This window comes from Chimaeribacter californicus (genome assembly GCF_002858675.1).
Lineage (GTDB): Bacteria > Pseudomonadota > Gammaproteobacteria > Enterobacterales > Enterobacteriaceae > Chimaeribacter > Chimaeribacter californicus.
This window is the reverse complement of sequence record NZ_PJZF01000019.1, coordinates 79,778-96,460: the sequence shown is the minus strand read 5'-3', so window position 1 is coordinate 96,460 and position 16,683 is coordinate 79,778. Positions and strand designations below refer to the sequence as shown.

At 62.3% G+C, this 16,683-nt stretch carries 14 protein-coding genes; 9 read left to right on the top strand and 5 right to left on the bottom strand.

Annotated features, from left to right (window positions below; genetic code table 11):
* The 6 genes from CYR55_RS18325 to CYR55_RS18300 form a co-directional block, all read left to right on the top strand.
* Nucleotides 1-499 (top strand): PTS transporter subunit EIIC (locus CYR55_RS18325; RefSeq protein ID WP_146001002.1); only part of this gene is annotated, 499 nt, incomplete at its 5' end.
* Nucleotides 500-501: 2 nt separating this feature from the next.
* Nucleotides 502-1,929 (top strand): glycoside hydrolase family 1 protein, encoded by a 1,428-nt coding sequence (locus tag CYR55_RS18320; RefSeq protein WP_101817801.1) that lies wholly within the window; start codon nt 502-504, stop codon nt 1,927-1,929.
* Between the two features lie 11 nt (nt 1,930-1,940).
* Nucleotides 1,941-2,258: a PTS sugar transporter subunit IIB gene (locus tag CYR55_RS18315; protein ID WP_101817807.1), complete on the top strand. Its 318-nt coding sequence runs from the start codon at nt 1,941-1,943 to the stop codon at nt 2,256-2,258.
* Between the two features lie 78 nt (nt 2,259-2,336).
* Nucleotides 2,337-3,104, top strand: a complete 768-nt coding sequence (locus tag CYR55_RS18310) for an FCD domain-containing protein (RefSeq protein WP_101817806.1) — start codon at nt 2,337-2,339, stop codon at nt 3,102-3,104.
* Entirely contained in the window at nt 3,101-3,565 is a 465-nt protein-coding gene (locus CYR55_RS18305) for a GNAT family N-acetyltransferase (RefSeq protein WP_165699623.1), read from the top strand. Before CYR55_RS18310 ends, CYR55_RS18305 begins: the two co-directional genes overlap by 4 nt.
* Nucleotides 3,566-4,143: 578 nt before the next feature.
* Nucleotides 4,144-5,265 (top strand): ribosomal protein uL16 3-hydroxylase, encoded by a 1,122-nt coding sequence (locus CYR55_RS18300; protein WP_101817799.1) that lies wholly within the window; start codon nt 4,144-4,146, stop codon nt 5,263-5,265.
* Nucleotides 5,266-5,316: 51 nt separating this feature from the next.
* On the opposite strand, the gene galR is transcribed toward CYR55_RS18300, so the two are convergent.
* Nucleotides 5,317-6,363 carry an HTH-type transcriptional regulator GalR gene (gene galR / locus CYR55_RS18295; RefSeq protein WP_101817798.1) on the bottom strand — a complete coding sequence of 349 codons (1,047 nt, stop codon included), beginning with the start codon at nt 6,361-6,363 and terminating at the stop codon, nt 5,317-5,319.
* 229 nt (nt 6,364-6,592) lie between these two features.
* Nucleotides 6,593-7,735: a pyridoxal-phosphate-dependent aminotransferase family protein gene (locus tag CYR55_RS18290; protein WP_101817797.1), complete on the bottom strand. Its 1,143-nt coding sequence runs from the start codon at nt 7,733-7,735 to the stop codon at nt 6,593-6,595.
* Between the two features lie 142 nt (nt 7,736-7,877).
* Here CYR55_RS18290 and CYR55_RS18285 point away from each other — a divergent pair, with 142 nt between their 5' ends.
* The 3 genes from CYR55_RS18285 (at nt 7,878) to lplT (ending at nt 13,887) form a co-directional block, all read left to right on the top strand.
* Nucleotides 7,878-10,169, top strand: a complete 2,292-nt coding sequence (locus CYR55_RS18285; protein WP_101817796.1) for a molybdopterin guanine dinucleotide-containing S/N-oxide reductase — start codon at nt 7,878-7,880, stop codon at nt 10,167-10,169.
* Between the two features lie 368 nt (nt 10,170-10,537).
* Complete coding sequence (aas, locus tag CYR55_RS18280; RefSeq protein WP_101817795.1) at nt 10,538-12,691, top strand: bifunctional acyl-ACP--phospholipid O-acyltransferase/long-chain-fatty-acid--ACP ligase; 2,154 nt, start codon at nt 10,538-10,540, stop codon at nt 12,689-12,691.
* Entirely contained in the window at nt 12,688-13,887 is a 1,200-nt protein-coding gene (lplT, locus tag CYR55_RS18275) for a lysophospholipid transporter LplT (protein ID WP_101817794.1), read from the top strand. Before aas ends, lplT begins: the two co-directional genes overlap by 4 nt.
* Before the next feature lie 79 nt (nt 13,888-13,966).
* On the opposite strand, the gene CYR55_RS18270 is transcribed toward lplT, so the two are convergent.
* The 3 genes from CYR55_RS18270 to mutH form a co-directional block, all read right to left on the bottom strand.
* Nucleotides 13,967-15,007 carry an NADP(H)-dependent aldo-keto reductase gene (locus tag CYR55_RS18270; protein ID WP_101817793.1) on the bottom strand — a complete coding sequence of 347 codons (1,041 nt, stop codon included), beginning with the start codon at nt 15,005-15,007 and terminating at the stop codon, nt 13,967-13,969.
* A 240-nt stretch (nt 15,008-15,247) separates the two neighbouring features.
* A complete protein-coding gene (locus tag CYR55_RS18265) occupies nt 15,248-15,466 on the bottom strand; it encodes a YgdI/YgdR family lipoprotein (RefSeq protein WP_101817792.1) in 219 nt (72 codons plus the stop codon).
* A gap of 121 nt (nt 15,467-15,587) precedes the next feature.
* A complete protein-coding gene (gene mutH, locus CYR55_RS18260; RefSeq protein WP_101817791.1) occupies nt 15,588-16,271 on the bottom strand; it encodes a DNA mismatch repair endonuclease MutH in 684 nt (227 codons plus the stop codon).
* Nucleotides 16,272-16,683: the final 412 nt, after the last annotated feature.

Sequence of the window (16,683 nt, the reverse complement as noted above, 5' to 3'; positions counted from 1 at the left end):
GATCCCGAACATCATCACCATGCCGTTCTGGGACGTCTACATGAGCATCGGCGGCTCCGGCTGCCCCATCGGCCTGCTACTGGCGGTGATCCTCGCCTCCCGCCGCAAAGAGATGAAAGAGATCGGCAAGCTGTCGCTGGGGCCGAGCTTCTTCAACATCAACGAACCGGTGATCTTCGGCATGCCGATTATGCTTAACCCGATCCTGGCGATCCCGTTCATCATCACCCCGCTGGTCACCGGCACCATCGGCTACTTCGCCACCAGCCTCGGTTTTGCCGGGCGCGCCGTGGTGATGGTGCCCTGGACCACGCCGCCGGTCATCAACGCCTGGCTCTCCACCGCCGGCTCGATGGGGGCGGTGGTCACGCAGCTGGTCTGCATCGGCGTGTCGGTAATGATCTACCTGCCGTTTGTCAAAGTGGCCTCGCGCCGGGCGGATGCCGCCCAGCTGGCGGCCGAAACCGGTAATGAACTTGGCACCCAACCCGTGAGGTAAGCATGAGCAAGGTTTCACTGGCACTTCCTGAAGGATTCATCCTCGGCGCGGCGGCCTCCGCCTGGCAGACCGAGGGCTGGAGCGGCAAAAAGCCGGGGCAGGACTCCTACCTCGATGCCTGGTACAAGAACGACCGCCACGTCTGGCATAACGGCTACGGCCCGGCGGTCGCCACGGACTTCATCAACCGCTACCCGGAAGACGTGGCGCTGATGAAAGCCAGCGGCCTCAGCCACTACCGCACCTCGATCAACTGGTCGCGCTTTCTCACGGACTATGAAACCGCGACGGTGGACGAGGAGTACGCGGCCTATCTCGACCGCTGGCTGGACGAGATGGAAGCCGCCGGGATTGTGCCGATGCTCTGCCTCGAACACTACGAGCTGCCCGCCGCGCTGCTGGAAAAGTATGACGGCTGGAGCAGCAAACACGTGGTCGAGCTGTTCGTGCGCTACGCCGAAAAGGCGTTTGAGCGCTTCGGCCACCGCGTCACGCGCTGGTTTACCTTTAATGAGCCGGTGGTGGTGCAGACCCGCGTCTACCTCGATGCGCTGCGCTGGCCGTATGAGCAGAACACCGCTAAATGGATGCAGTGGAACCACCACAAGGTGCTGGCGACGGCGAAAGTGGTGGAGCTGTTCCGCCGCCGTGGGCAGGCCGGGACGATCGGCGTGATCCTCAACCCGGAAGTGACTTACCCGCGATCGCAGGCAGCGCACGATCGGCGCGCGGCGGAGCTGTACGATCTGTTCTATAACCGGGTCTTCCTCGACCCGCTGATCCTCGGCGACTACCCGGCAGAGCTGCTGGCGCTGCTGCGCCGCCATGAGGTGATGTTTGAGCATGACGCGGCAGAGCTGGCGACCATCCGCGACAACACCGTGGATGAGGTCGGCATCAACCTCTATTACCCGCACCGGGTGAAAGCGCCCAGCCGGGCGTGGCACCCGGAAACGCCGTTCCACCCAGCCTGTTATTACGAGCATTTCGAGCTGCCGGGCCGCCGGATGAACCCGTCGCGCGGCTGGGAGATCTACCCGAAAATCATCTACGACATGGCGCAGCGCCTGAAGCAGGATTACCGCAACATCCCGTGGTTTATCGCGGAGAACGGCATGGGCGTTGAAAACGAGGCGCAGCACCGCGGCGCGGACGGCGAAATCCAGGACGACTACCGCATCCGCTTTATTGGCGAGCACCTCTACTGGACGCTGAAAGCGTGCGAAGAGGGGGCGAACTGCCGGGGCTACATGCTGTGGGCGTTTACCGATAACGTCTCGCCGATGAACGCCTTCAAAAACCGCTACGGGCTGATTGAGATTGACCTCGACAACCAGCGCGCGCGCCGCCGCAAAAAATCTTCCCACTGGTTCGCCGCCCTGAGCGAATCCCGCACCCTGACACTGACCCTGGATGATGATGAAAAATGAGTGAAGCCAACCTGAAACGTATCGTACTCGCCTGCTCGGCAGGCATGTCCACCTCGCTGGTGGTGACCAAAATGGAGAAAGAGGCCGAGGCGCGCGGGCTGGCGTTCCGCATTTATGCCATCCCGGAGCAGAACCTGCGCGACGAGCTGCAAAATTACGGCAACGACGTGGTGGCGGTGCTGCTGGGGCCGCAGGTGCGCTTCAAGCTGGCGGCCAACAAAAAGATCACTGACGAACACCAGATCCCGATCGGCGTGATCGACTCCATCGCCTACGGCACCCTGAACGGGGCAAAAGTGCTCGATCAGGCGCTGGGTTTGATAGACTAGCCGCCTCGATCCCCGTCCGCCCTTCCGGCAGGTGGGGCGGCAGGTCAATCATTGGCAAGAGTGCTTCAGGGTGAAACCGTGGAAAAAGGCGTAATTCCGCAGGAAAAGAAACAGTATCAGGAAATTGGCCAGGATCTGCGTGCGCAGATCCAACAGGGCCACTATCCCGTCGGGTCACGGCTGCCGCCGGAACGCAACATGGCGGAGAATTACGGCGTCAGCCGCACCATTGTGCGTGAGGCGCTGCTGATGCTGGAGCTGGAAGGCACGGTGGACATCCGCCAGGGCTCCGGCGTGTATGTGATCCGCATTCCGTCGGACGACGAGCAGGATGACGCCCTGCTCAATGAGATCGGCCCGTTTGAGGTGCTGCAGGCGCGGCAACTGCTGGAGAGCAACATCGCCGCCTTTGCTGCCACCATGGCCACTAAAGCCGATATTGAAAACCTGCGCCGCACGCTGGAGCAGGAGCAGCGGGCGATTGTCGCCAACGACACCAGCGGCGACAACGACAAACTGTTCCACCTGCTGATTGCCGGGGCGACGCAAAACCAGATGCTGCTGGAGACGGTGAAAAGCATCTGGCAGCGGCGTGACAACAGCCCGCTCTGGCAACAGCTCCACAGCCATATCGCCACCCGCGGCTACCGGCTGAAGTGGCTGGCAGACCACCAGAACATCCTGGCCGCCCTGCGCCGCCGCGATGTGATGGGCTCCTACCAGGCGATGTGGCAGCACATGGAGAATGTCAAAAGCACCCTGATGGAGCTGTCGGACGTCGATGCGCCGGAGTTTGACGGCTACCTGTTTGAATCAGTGCCGATTTTCCAGGGGAAACTGGTGTGAACCCGATCACCATCAGTTATCTGGCCGATTTCCCTGAGCATCATCCCCAGGTCACCGACTGGCTCTGGCAGGCGTTCGGCAATGCGCAGAGCCGCGCCTTCTTCGACAGCATCGTGGTCAGCAGCCTGAAAAAGAGCGGGCTGCCGGTGACTTTTATCGCTCGTGACGGCGACCGGCTGGTGGGCACCGTGGGGCTGTGGCGCAGTGACCTGCTCAGCCGCCAGGATCTGACGCCCTGGCTGGCGGCGCTCTATGTGGATGAGGCGTACCGCGGCCGCGGCATCGGCCAGCTGTTGCAGGCGCATGGGGTGGAGGTGGCGCGGCAGGCCAGGTTTGAGGCGCTTTATCTCTATGCGACGTTCAGGGGGTATTACGAGCGGCATGGGTGGGAGGTGATGGGGGAGGGGGTGGAGTATCCGGATATTGGGGTTTGGGTTTATGGACGGGGGCTTGAGCCTTAGCTATCGGCATTGGGGGGAAGGTTTCGGTTGTTGGTGAGGTGGAAGGTTTCGGTTGTTGGTGAGGTGGCATGTTTCGGTTGTTCATGTGTAATTGTCTACCCGGCCCTCATTGCCTCAACCGAGCAGGGCGCGCCAGTGCGCTCGCCCTGCACCCGCGCACGTTCGGTGCCCCGGCAGAATTATTGCCCGCGCAGCGGGTACCCTCCTTCGGCCTCCGGGCTGTTCGGGCCGCCGCAGACACGCTCCCGGCGTGGCTGCGACTTTCGCGGACATCCATGTCCGCTCACCCGGCCCTACGCCCTCGTCGGCAATAATTTTAATGCCCCCACCGGACTGCAAATCATCAGGTATGTAAGGAAAGAATAGGGGCGGTTTTTTTGTGTCCTGCCCGCTCGCCCGGCACTGCGGCTCCATTCGGCAATGATTTTTACGCTCCACCATTTCTGCAAACCAAAAAGTATGTGAGGAATGGGTAGAAAAATACCAGAATTTCACGCCATAAAGAGTTGACCCATAACAAGGTGGCGGGTGGGCGAGGCTCCCTATAATCAGGCTCATTTTTTATAGGGGGCGTCGTGATGGGTTATCAACTTGAGCTGGACTGGGACCATTTTTTAGAAAATTACTGGCAAAAACGGCCGGTGGTGTTGAAGCAGGCATTTAAAGAGTTTGTAGACCCGATTACGCCGGATGAGCTGGCCGGGCTGTCGATGGAGCCGGAAGTTGATAGCCGGCTGGTGAGTTATAAACAGGGGCAGTGGCACGCGGAGCATGGGCCGTTTGAGGCGTTTGACCACCTCGGGGAAACCGGCTGGTCGCTGCTGGCGCAGGCGGTGAACCATTGGCATCTCCCGTCAGCGGCGCTGGTGGCCCCGTTCCGCGTGCTGCCGGACTGGCGGCTGGATGATTTGATGATCTCCTTCTCCGTGCCGGGCGGCGGGGTCGGGCCGCATATCGACCAGTACGATGTCTTCATCATCCAGGGCATGGGCCGCCGCCGCTGGCGGGTCGGCGAAAACCTGCCGATGCGCCAGTTCTGCCCGCATCCCGCCCTGCTGCATGTGGACCCGTTCACCCCTATCATCGATGAAGAACTCGCACCCGGCGACATCCTCTACATCCCGCCCGGCTTCCCCCATGACGGCCAGACGCTGGAGACCGCGCTCAACTACTCCGTGGGCTTCCGTGGGCCAAATGGCCGCGATTTGATAAGCAGCTTCGCCGACTACGCGCTGGAAAACGATCTGGGCAGCGAACATTATTGCGACCCGGCGTTAACCCGCCGGGATCATCCGGGCTGCATGGAAACGCATGAAGTGGAGCGCCTGCGCGAGATGATGATCGCGATGATCAACCAACCGGACGACTTTACCCAGTGGCTCGGGCAGTTTGTCACCACGCCACGCCATGAGCTGGACATCGCCCCGGCGGAACCGCCGTATGACATTGACGAAGTCGCCGCCGCGCTTGAGGCGGGCGAAACCCTGATCCGCCTGAGCGGCTTGCGCGTCATTCGCGTGGGCGATCGCTGCTTCGTCAACAGCGAACGGATGGACACCCCGGATCCGGCGGCGGCCGATGCGCTCTGCCGTTACACCACGCTGGGCCGGGATGAACTGGGCGACGCGTGCCGGAACCCGGCTTTCCTCGCGGTACTGACCGGGCTGATTAACCGCGGCTACTGGTACTTTACCGGGTAAAAACTTACCGGGTAAAAAGCCTGCCGGGTCAGGAGCCTGCCGGGGAAACCCTCAGCGGTCCTCCCCGGCCTGTGCCTGAACCGGCTGCGGGGCAGTGGCCGGCGGGGCCATCACCGAATGGCGGCGCACCAGCGTCGGGCTGAACATGTGGGTGGTCTCCGGCAACGGCTGGTTGTTGGCCAGCGCCAGCGCCAGTTCGGCGGCCTGATTGGCCATCGTCACCACCGGGTAGCGCACCGTGGTCAGGCGCGGGCGCAGGTAACGAGAAATCAGCACATCATCAAACCCGATCAATGACATCTGCTGCGGCACCTCGATACTGTTATCACTCAGCACCGACAGCGCCCCGGCGGCCATCGGGTCGTTGTAGCAGGTCACGGCGGTAAAGGTTTTGCCGTGGCCGAGCAGGTCGATCATCGCCCGCTCGCCGCCAATCTCGTCCGGCTCACCATAGGCGATCAGCCGGTCATCTACCGGGATGTTGTGCTCCTTCAGCGCGTCCAGATAGCCCTGTAAACGGTCGTGGGCGTCGGAGATCTGGTGGTTCGAGCAGATCACCGCGATGCGCTGATGCCCGGCCTGAATCAGGTGGCGGGTCGCCAGCCAGGCGCCGTAATGGTCATCCAGTGCCACGCAACGCGCCTCAAAACCCGGCAGAATACGGTTAATCAGCACCATGCCGGGGATCTGTGCCATCAGCCCGGCCAGCTCCTCATCCGGCAGCTTTTTGGCATGCACCACCAGCGCGCCGCAACGGTGGCGGATCAGCTGCTCAATCGCCTGCCGCTCCTTCTCCGCATTGTGGTAGCCGTTGCCGATCAGCAGAAAATTCCCGGTGTTATAGGCGACCTGTTCCACCGCTTTCACCATCGCGCCGAAAAACGGGTCGGAGACATCGCCCACCACCAGCCCCAGCGTCTCGCTGGATTGCTGGGCCAGCGCGCGGGCATTGGCATTCGGGTGGTATTGCAGCTGCTCCATGGCGCTCAATACGCTGAGGCGTGAGTTCTCGCTGGCTTTCGGGGAGTGGTTGATAACGCGTGATACCGTGGCAACGGAAACGCCCGCCAGCCTGGCAACATCCTTAATCGTGGCCATAGTGATTCCATCATACAAAGTGAGGTGCCGTCTGCGGCAATCTGATGATAACGCCTGGTGTCATCCTCAGGCAGCGGGGTAATCGCTTACACCTCAGTTTTGCGGAAAAGTGCGCATGCTGCAAGGGAGCCAGATCCCATCCTGGGGCTGCAACACCGAGAAACCGCCATTTTTTCGGTAACCAGGGGGCTTTCACTCGAAAGATAATCACCGGACGTAATGGCAGCGGTTACAACGTGGGCTCCGCGTGCTCCCCGCCCACCGGGCCGGGCAGCGGCAGATAGTGATGGGTGATGACCGCCGCCGCGGCCGCGATGTCGGCCGGGTAGCTGTTACGCGCCAGCGCTGCGCCGTAGGCCACGACATTGGTTAACACCGTGGAAAAGGCGGCATGAACACCGCTGTGGTTAAGGCGCACCAGCTGATGGGCGATCACCCCCACGCCGGGCGAAATGGCCGCCCCCAGCGACAACGCATCCGCCAGCAAGGCTTCTGCCTGCACCTTCTCCGGCACCGGGGCGGCGGTCACCAGCGATGAGGCGCAGGCGTCGTCTGAGATCCACGGCACCACCCCCAGCGCCCGCAGCCCGGCGCGGGTCGCCTGCGCTGCCTTGAGGTGGCGGTTAATCAGGGCGATCTGCCCCTCGTTTTCCACCCGGTCCAGCGCAGATTCCAGCGCCCAGAAATCACCGGCGGAGGGCGTGCCCGGCAGCGCGCCGCGGCCGCGATCCAGCCACTGGTGTTTCAGTTCAGTCAATGACAGGCAGGATTGCGCATAGCCCGCGGGCGTCAGCAGCCGCGGCCAGGCGCGTGCGCTGACGCTCAGCGCGGCAAGGCCCGCCGGGCCGCCCAGCGCCTTTTGCGGGCCGATCACCGCGACATCAATGCCCAGCCCGTCCACATCCAGCGTATGGCCGCCGACTGAGGCCACCGCATCCACCACCAGCAGCGCATGGCGACGATGGACGCGCGCGGCAATCTCACTCAGCGGATTCACAATGCCGCTGGCCGCCTCGCCATGCGCCAGCACTACCGCGTCCAGCGCCGGCATCGCGTCCAATGCCTGATCAAACGCCGAAAGCGTGATCGGGTAACCGGACGGCGCTTTGGCATCGTGCACTTCTGCGCCGCCACGCCGTAACCACTGGCTGAAATAGAGCCCATAGGGGCCGGTGACCACATTCAGAATATGCATGCCGGGGCGCGACAAACTCATGGCCACCGACTCCAGCGCCAGCATCGCCTCGCCCTGGATCAGCAACACGTCATTTTTCGTCATCAGCAACTGCGCCAGCCGGTCAGCCAGCGGCGCAAAACGTGCAGCCGGGTAGGGCGGCAGGCTGAGCAACGGGTACCAGCACGGATCGGCCATTACGGCTCCTTCCCCTCAGCGGGTGGTGAATAATTCATCATCAGTAAAGTGTAGAAGCCCAGGCAGGGCGCGGGGCAGATTTGGCAAGATGGGCGGTTGGTGATAGGTTGGCGGCCTGCCTGATAGCCTGTGAAAGAGAACCATGCCGATACAACGCTTCCCGCACCTGGCGCACTGGGGCGCCTACACCGCCGTCGTCGAGGATGGTGTGCTGACCGGTTGCGAACCCTTCGCCGCCGACCATGACCCGTCACCGATGCTCGCCGCCATCGCCCCGGCTCTCTACTCTGAGACCCGCATCCGCAAACCGGCTGTGCGCCGCTCCTGGCTGCAACGCCGTGAAAACAGTGACCGCAGCCTGCGCGGCCGTGAAGAGTTTGTCGAGGTCACCTGGGATGAAGCGCTGGCGCTGGTGGCAGCAGAGAACCAGCGGGTGCGTGACCGCCACGGCCCCGGCGGGCTGTTTACCGGCTCTTACGGCTGGTCATCAGCCGGCCGCCTGCACCATGCGCGCTCGTTGGTGCGCCGCTTCTATTTCAGCGGCGGCGGCGGGGTTGATCAGGTCGGTAACTACAGCTGGGGTGCGGCGCAATTCTTCCTGCCGCATGTGATCGGCACCTTCAGCCCGCTGACCGGGCGCGTCACTGACTGGCAGAGCGTGGCAGACCACGCGCAAGTGCTGGTGGCGTTTGGCGGGCTGGCGCTGAAAAATGCGCAGGTGGCCTCCGGCGGCGCGGGTGAACACACGCTGAAGCCCTGGCTGACGCGGCTGGCTGCGCAGGGTACGCCGGTGATCAACATCAGCCCGACCCGCGACGACTGCCCGGCGTTCCTGAATGCGGAGTGGATCCCGATCCGCCCCAACACCGACGTGGCGCTGATGCTGGCGCTGGGGCATGAAATCGACCGGCTGGGCGCGGTGGATGAAGCGTTTATGGCGACGCACTGCACCGGCTGGCCGCCACTGCGCGCCTACCTGAACGGCAGCAGCGACGGCGTGGCAAAAACCCCGGCGTGGGCGGCGGCCATCACCGGCATTCCGGCGGCGCGCATCCGCCAGCTGGCGCAACAGCTGATCGGCGTGCGCAGTTTTATCACCTGTGCTTACGCCGTCCAGCGCGCCCATCGCGGCGAGCAACCTTATTGGATGATGATTGCGCTGAGCGCAATGCTCGGGCAGATCGGGTTGCCGGGCGGCGGTTTCTCCTTTGGTCACGGTTCGATGAACAGCGTCGGGAACCCGCGCCACGACACGCCGGGGCCGTCAATGCCGGCGGTGCCGAATCCGGCCGGGCTGGCGATCCCGGTGGCGCGCATTGCGGACATGCTGCTCAACCCCGGCGCGCCTTACAGCTTTCAGGGGGAAACCCACCATTACCCGGACATCAAACTGGTGCACTGGGCGGGCGGCAACCCGTTCCACCATCACCAGCAGCTCAACCGGCTGCTGGCGGGCTGGGAGAAGCCGGAGACGATCATCGTGCAGGACATCTGGTGGACGCCGGCGGCGAAGCTGGCCGACATCGTGCTGCCGGTGACCTCGACACTGGAGCGCAACGACATCGGCGGCTCCTCGCGGGATCGCTACGTGTTTGCCATGCATCAGGCGATTGCGCCGCTGCATCAGGCACGCAATGATTTTGATATTTTCAGCGAGCTGGCCGAGCGGCTCGGCTACCGCGATGCCTTCACCGAAGGGCGTGATGAGCAGGCGTGGCTGCGCCATCTCTATGCACAGTGCGGCGAGGCGCAGGCGGGCACCGGCGTCGCCTGGCCGGACTTCGACACCTTCTGGCAGCGGGGGCACGTTGAGCTGCCGACGCCGGACGCACCGTTCATCTTCTTTGAGCACTTCCGGCAAGACCCGCAGCGCCACCCGCTGCGCACGCCGAGCGGCAAGATTGAGCTGTACAGCGAGACGCTGGCCGGGTTCGGCCACGCGGACATGGCACCGCACCCGCAGTGGCAGCCGCCGGTGGAGTGGCTGGGGGACGAGGCCGCCGCACGCTGGCCGCTGCACCTGATCACCGTGCAGCCCAGCGACCGCCTGCATAGCCAGCTTGATCAGGCCCCGTTGGCGCAGGGCAATAAAACCGCCGGGAAAGAGACGCTCCAGATGCGCCCGGATGACGCGGCCGCCCGGGGCTTGCGTGAGGGGGCGGTGGTGCGGGTGCATAACGCCCGCGGGGCCTGCCTCGCCGGGCTGCGGCTGAATGAGGGCCTGGCCCCCGGCGTGGTGGTGATGGCCACCGGCGCGTGGTTTGATCCCGGTTTTGGCGCGCAGCGTGACGGGGTGGAACAGGCGGGTAACCCGAATGTATTGACGCTGGATATTGGTACTTCTTCATTAACTCAGGGGCCGAATGCAATGAGCTGCCTGGTCGAGGTCAGTACCGTAGAAAACGTGCCGCACGCCGTGGAAAAAAAACCATAAAACCGGCGAGTTATGCACTTTTAATCCGTTGATTACATGAAAGGAAGGGATTTTACAGTTGGTTGCATTTAGAGCAGAACTCTTTCGATTCAACGGTGGTTTCTTAAGGGGGCGATCTCTAGAGTAGGACGTCCCAGAGGTATTGATTGGTGAGAAATCAACATACTCTGTATGTTGAGAGCCTATTCAATTGCACCAACCTACGCGGATGCGTAGGTTTTTTTTTGCCTGCGATCCCTGTCCCCTTCCGTACCCTTACTTAAACGAACTTTACCGTTGCCTGGTCGTCAGTGGCCTGTGGGTAGGCTATCCTGTGCGCTGTTAGGGCGGCGTTTTGCTGCCCCGGTTCCCTCATAAGGAGATGGGCTGTGTATGCATTGCTCAGGGGATTATTCAGAATCCTGTTTCGCGTCTCGGTCGAGGCTGACCCGGCGCAGTTCCGGCATGACAAGTTACTGATCGCGCCGAACCATGTCTCATTCCTGGATGGCGCGCTGCTGGCGCTGTTCCTGCCGGTGAAGCCGGTGTTCGCCGTCTACAGCCGCATCACCGACCGCTGGTATATGCGGCTGATCAAACCCTACGTGGAGTTCGTCCCGCTCGACCCGACCAACCCGATGGCGATCAAGCGGCTGGTGCGTGAGGTGCAGGCCGGGCGGCCGATCGTGATCTTCCCCGAGGGGAGGATCACCGTGACCGGCTCATTGATGAAGATTTACGACGGCGCTGCCTTTATCGCGGCCCGCTCCGGGGCTACGGTGCTGCCGGTGCGCATTGACGGCGCGGAGTTCACGCCGTTTGGCCGGTTGCGCGGCGACTTCAAAACCCGCCTGTTCCCCAAAGTGACCATCCGCGTGCTGCCGCCGACCCAGGTGCTGATGCCGGACGCGCCGCGCGCCCGTGAGCGGCGGGTGCTGGCCGGGGCGCGCCTGCATGAGATCATGATGGACGCGCGCATGGCAACGCGTGACCCGCAGACGCTGTTTGAGGCGCTGCTGGCGGCGCAAACCCGTTACGGCCGCTTCAAACCGGTGATTGAGGACATCAATTTCCAGGAGGACAGCTACCACGGGCTGCTGAAAAAATCGCTGGGGGTGAGCCGCATCCTGCAACGTTTCACGCAGGAGCGTGAGCATGTCGGGCTGCTGCTGCCTAATGCCACCATCATGGCGGCGACGATCCTCGGTGCCACCCTGCGCGGGCGGGTGCCGGCGCTGCTCAATTACACCGCCGGGGTGAAGGGCATCCGCAGCGCGATGAAAGCGGCGGAGATCCGCACCATCGTCACCTCGCGCCAGTTCCTCGAAAAGGGCAAGCTCACCGCGCTGCCGGAGCAAGTGACGGAGGCCAACTGGGTCTACCTCGAAGATCTGAAGGACACCGTCACCACGGAGGACAAGCTCTGGATCCTCACTCATCTGCTGTTCCCGCGCCGGGCGATGGTGCCGCAAACGGCGGACGATGCTGCGGTGATCCTGTTTACCTCCGGGTCTGAGGGCAACCCGAAAGGGGTGGTGCACAGCCACGCCAGCCTGCTGGCGAACGTCGAGCAGATCCGCACCGTGGCGGATTTCACCCCTCGTGACCGCTTTATGTCTGCGCTGCCGCTGTTCCACGCCTTCGGCCTCACGGCAGGGCTGCTGACGCCGCTGATTACCGGCAGCCGCGTGTTCCTCTACCCCAGCCCGCTGCACTACCGCGTGGTGCCGGAACTGGTGTATGACCGCAACTGTACGGTGCTGTTCGGCACCTCGACCTTCCTCGGCAACTATGCGCGTTTCGCTCACCCTTATGATTTCGCCCGCGTGCGTTACGTGGTGGCGGGCGCGGAGAAACTCTCCGCTACCACCAAACAGATCTGGCAGGAGAAATTCGGCATCCGCATTCTGGAGGGGTATGGCGTTACCGAATGTGCGCCGGTGGTGGCGATTAACGTGCCGATGGCCGCGAAAGCGGGCACCGTCGGGCGCATCCTGCCCGGTATGGAGGCGCGGCTGATCCCGGTTACGGGCATTGCGCAGGGCGGGCGGCTGCAACTGAAGGGGCCGAACATCATGAAAGGCTATTTGCGGGTGGAGAACCCCGGCCAGCTTGAGCCGCCGGTGGCGGAAAACCGCGAGGGTGAAACAGAGCCCGGCTGGTATGACACCGGCGACATCGTCACGCTGGACGAGCAGGGCTTCTGCACTATTCTCGGCCGGGTGAAGCGCTTCGCCAAACTGGCCGGGGAGATGGTGTCACTTGAGAGCGTCGAACAGCTGGCGCTGCGGGTGTCGCCGGAGGGGCAGCACGCCGCCGCCTCACGCCCGGACAGCACCCGGGGCGAGACGCTGGTGCTGTTTACCACCGACCGCGACCTGACGCGGGAGCAACTGCTGAACGCCGCACGCGACAGCGGCACGCCGGAGCTGGCGGTGCCGCGTGACATCCGCGTGCTGAAAGCCCTGCCGCTGCTTGGCAGCGGCAAACCTGACTTTGTGGCCCTGCGCCAGATGGCCGAAAACCCGGAGAGTACAACATGACGCAGCACATCAATGCCGGTGAAGGCCTGCTGTCGCGCAGTATGGTGGCGGTGATTGTGGCGCAGTTCCTCTCCGCCTTCGGGGATAACGCGCTGCTGTTCGCCACGCTGGCGCTGATTACCCAGCAGCACTACCCCGACTGGAGCCAGCCGATTTTGCAGATGGCGTTTGTTGCCGCCTACATTGTGCTGGCACCCTTTGTCGGCCAGTTTGCCGACAGCGTCGCCAAAGGGCGGGTGATGATGGTCGCCAACCTGCTGAAACTGGTGGGCGCAGCGGCGATCCTGGCCGGGCTGAACCCATTCCTCGGCTACGGGCTGGTGGGCGTGGGGGCGGCGGCCTATTCACCGGCCAAGTACGGCATCCTTGGCGAGATCACCCGCGGCGAACAGCTGGTCAAAGCCAACGGCCTGATGGAGTCCTCGACTATCGCCGCGATCCTGCTTGGGTCGGTGGCCGGTGGCTGGCTCTCTGACTGGCACCTGCTGGCGGCCATCGGCGTCTGTGCGGCGGCCTATGGCGCGGCGGTGGTGGCGAACCTGTTTATCCCGCGCCTGCCGGCGGCGCGCCCCGGCCAGCCGTGGCACCCGGGCCGGATGATCAGCGCCTTTGCGCGGGCAGCGCGTACCCTCTGGCAGGACAGCGGCGCACGCTTCTCGCTGGTGGGCACCAGCCTGTTCTGGGGCGCAGGCGTGACGCTGCGGTTATTGCTGGTGCTGTGGGTGCCGGTGGCGCTCGGCATCACCACCCATACGCTGCCGACGCTGCTGAACGCTTTTGTGGCGATTGGCATTGTGCTCGGTGCCGGGGCCGCGGCCTGGCTGGTGACGCTGAAAACCGTGAGGCGCTGTATGCCGGCCGGGATACTGATGGGCGTGGCCGTAGTGCTGTTCGCGCTTCAGCATCAGCTGGTGAATGCGGCCGTGCTGTTGGTGGCGATTGGCCTGCTCGGCGGCTTCTTTGTGGTACCGCTCAATGCGCTGTTACAGGAGCGCGGCAAGCTCAGCGTGGGGGCGGGCAACGCGATTGCGGTGCAAAACCTCGGGGAAAACAGCGCGATGCTGTTGATGCTCGGCCTCTACTCGCTGGTGGTGAAGCTGGGGACGCCGGTGGTGGCGGTAGGGATTGGCTTTGGTGTGCTGTTCGCACTGGCGATTGGCGGACTGTGGCTCTGGCAGGCGCGGCGCACAGGCTGATCATCGCAATGAAACGATCATCACCATAAAAACAGGGCGGAATTTCCGCCCTGTTTTTTTTGCCTGATGCGCAGGGTGATTACGGTGCCGGAATGGTAAAGCGGCGGTGGATCGCTTCCAGTTCCTGCATGATCTCCTCATCCAGCACCAGGTTCTGGCTGTCAATGTTGAGCTTCAGCTGATCCAGCGTGGTGGCACCCAGCAGGGTGCTGGCGACGAACGGCTGCTGGCGCACAAAGGCCAGCGCCATTTGCGACGGGTCAAGGTTACGGCGTTTCGCCAGTGCCACATACTCGGTAATCGCCTGCTCCGCCTGTTCCCCGCTATAGCGGGTAAAGCGGCTGAACAGCGTATTGCGCGCCCCGGCCGGTTTGGCACCGTTCAGGTATTTGCCGCTCAGCGTGCCGAATGCCAGGCTGGAGTACGCCAGCAACTCCACGCCCTCGTGGTGGCTTACCTCCGCCAGACCCACCTCAAAGCTGCGGTTCAGCAGGCTGTAGGGGTTCTGGATCGAGACGATGCGCGGCAGGTCGTGCTTTTCCGCCAGTTGCAGGTAGCGCATCACGCCCCATGGGGTCTCGTTAGAGACGCCGATGTAGCGGATTTTCCCGGCGCGCACCTGCTCACTCAGCGCTTCCAGCGTCTCCAGCAGCGTCACGGCCGGTTTGTCATCGGTGTAGCTGTAGTTCAGCTTGCCGAAGCAGTTGGTCTGGCGCTGCGGCCAGTGCAGCTGGTAGAGGTCGAGGTAATCGGTATTCAGGCGTTTCAGGCTGGCATCCAGCGCGTTGCGGATGTTTTTACGGTCCAGCGCCTGCTCAGGGCGGATGGCGGCGTCGCTGCCGCGTGACGGCCCGGCGATTTTACTCGCCAGCACTACTTTCTCACGGCAGCCGCGCGCCTTCAGCCAGCTGCCGATATAGCTTTCGGTCAGGCCCTGAGTTTCAGGGCGTGGCGGCACCGGGTACATTTCTGCGGTATCGATCAGGTTGATCCCGGCGGACAGGGCGTAATCGAGTTGCTGGTGGGCGTCGGCTTCGCTGTTCTGCTCACCGAAGGTCATGGTGCCCAATCCCAGAACGCTGACTTCCAAAGAGCTGTGGGGGATGCGGTGATAATGCATTGCCGGTTTTCCTTAGTGTTAAGAATATAGGCTGAAAAAATGCGCCTCTGGGGACGTTATCTTTTCTTCACAATCGCGTTTTTCTTCTCGCACAGATGATCAATGCCGGATTGACTATAACCAAGCTGCCGGGAGGGGGAAAGTAGCTGGGGAGAGAAGGGCGCGGCCCGGTGAGTGCGGCAAGCATGGCGGCCCGGCCGGAAAAGGCATGTTTCCACCGGGCGATAATTAACTAAATGCTTACCTTTCAATAACCTGGTTAACATTGTCGCCATTAATCTGACGCTGGTTACCCTGCTCATCCGTATAACTGATTAATCCGGTTTCTTTATCAATTTTCGGTTTACCCTGAGTCAGGATCATATTGCCCTCTTTGGTGGCGATGACGTAATCGCTGGAACAGCCGGTGAGGGAGAGCGCAACAACCAGCGCAGAAGCAGCAATGGCCCATGTTTTCATGATGATTTCCTTACTATTCGGCAGACGGGAAAGATCTAATAAGCGTAGCAAACTGCCATAAGACGCCGGGCAAAATCTCCTCCAAAAGTCTGATTTTCCGCACGCTGACCTAAAAACGCCGTCAGGCCAGGAAATGCCGTGCCAGCAGCGCCGCGGTAAAGTTCTTTTTCAGGTAGAAACCGCGCGGCAGCGTCATGATTGGCTGGCCGCGATCGCCTATCGCCTCGGTCAGGGCTTTGCTGTTGGCCGCTTTGGGGCGCAGTTGCAGCACTTCGCCATGACGGGCGGTGATGCTTTCGACCTTGCCGAGCACAATCATGTCCATCAGTTCTTCCCAGTCACAGCGCAGCTGATCCTCCTCTTCCGCACTGGGCGACCAGAGCAACGGCGCGCCGATGCGCCGGGCCGCCAGCGGCAGCGTGCGTTCGCCCTCGACCGGCACCCACAGCACCCGCGACAGTTTATGGCGCACGTGGCTGCGCTCCCAACTGACGCCGCTGTTGCCGGTGAGCGGGGCGACGCAGACAAAGGTCGTCTCCAGCGGCTTGCCGGCCGCATCCACCGGGATGGTCTTCAGCTCCACGCCCAGCGCCGGGAAATCCTGCTCCGCTTTGCTGCCGGCCGTGGCCCCGAGGTAGAACTCCAGCAGCATTCCGACCCAGCCTTTATCACGTTTTAAATCCACCGGAATCGCGATGCCCGCCTGCGTGGCCAGCTCGCCCAGCGTATGCCCGGCCAGCGCCCGGGCGCGCTGCAGTAATTCATCGCTGTGCTGCGGAGGGGGAAGAGGAGAGAGGCCCATCATGATTACCTGTCAGAGTGATTAAAAAGTGAACGACTTATTGCCCGGTGAAGGATATAGCCCGCCGGGCTGGTGAAAAGCAGAATAATAGCATGATTTGGTTAGTAAATTTTTCTGGAAATCTGCCGATAACCGTGCCGGTACCGCTTTTTTTCACCGTTTGTCGCCGACAATAAACAGGATCTTACACCAGGTTATCCACAGATTTTTGGGATAACCCGGCTTAATACGGACTACTGGTTTCATCCACAGGCTTGACGCCGCGGGGTTTTGGATAATTTACTCTTTTTATGTCCAATAAATTGGCATTATCTGTGGATAAAATCAACTTTGTTCGTTTTTTGACCGCGACAATAACGAAAGGTGATATGGCTCACATTATCTGTGTTGTGCTGTGGCGCCATACGGGGTTATC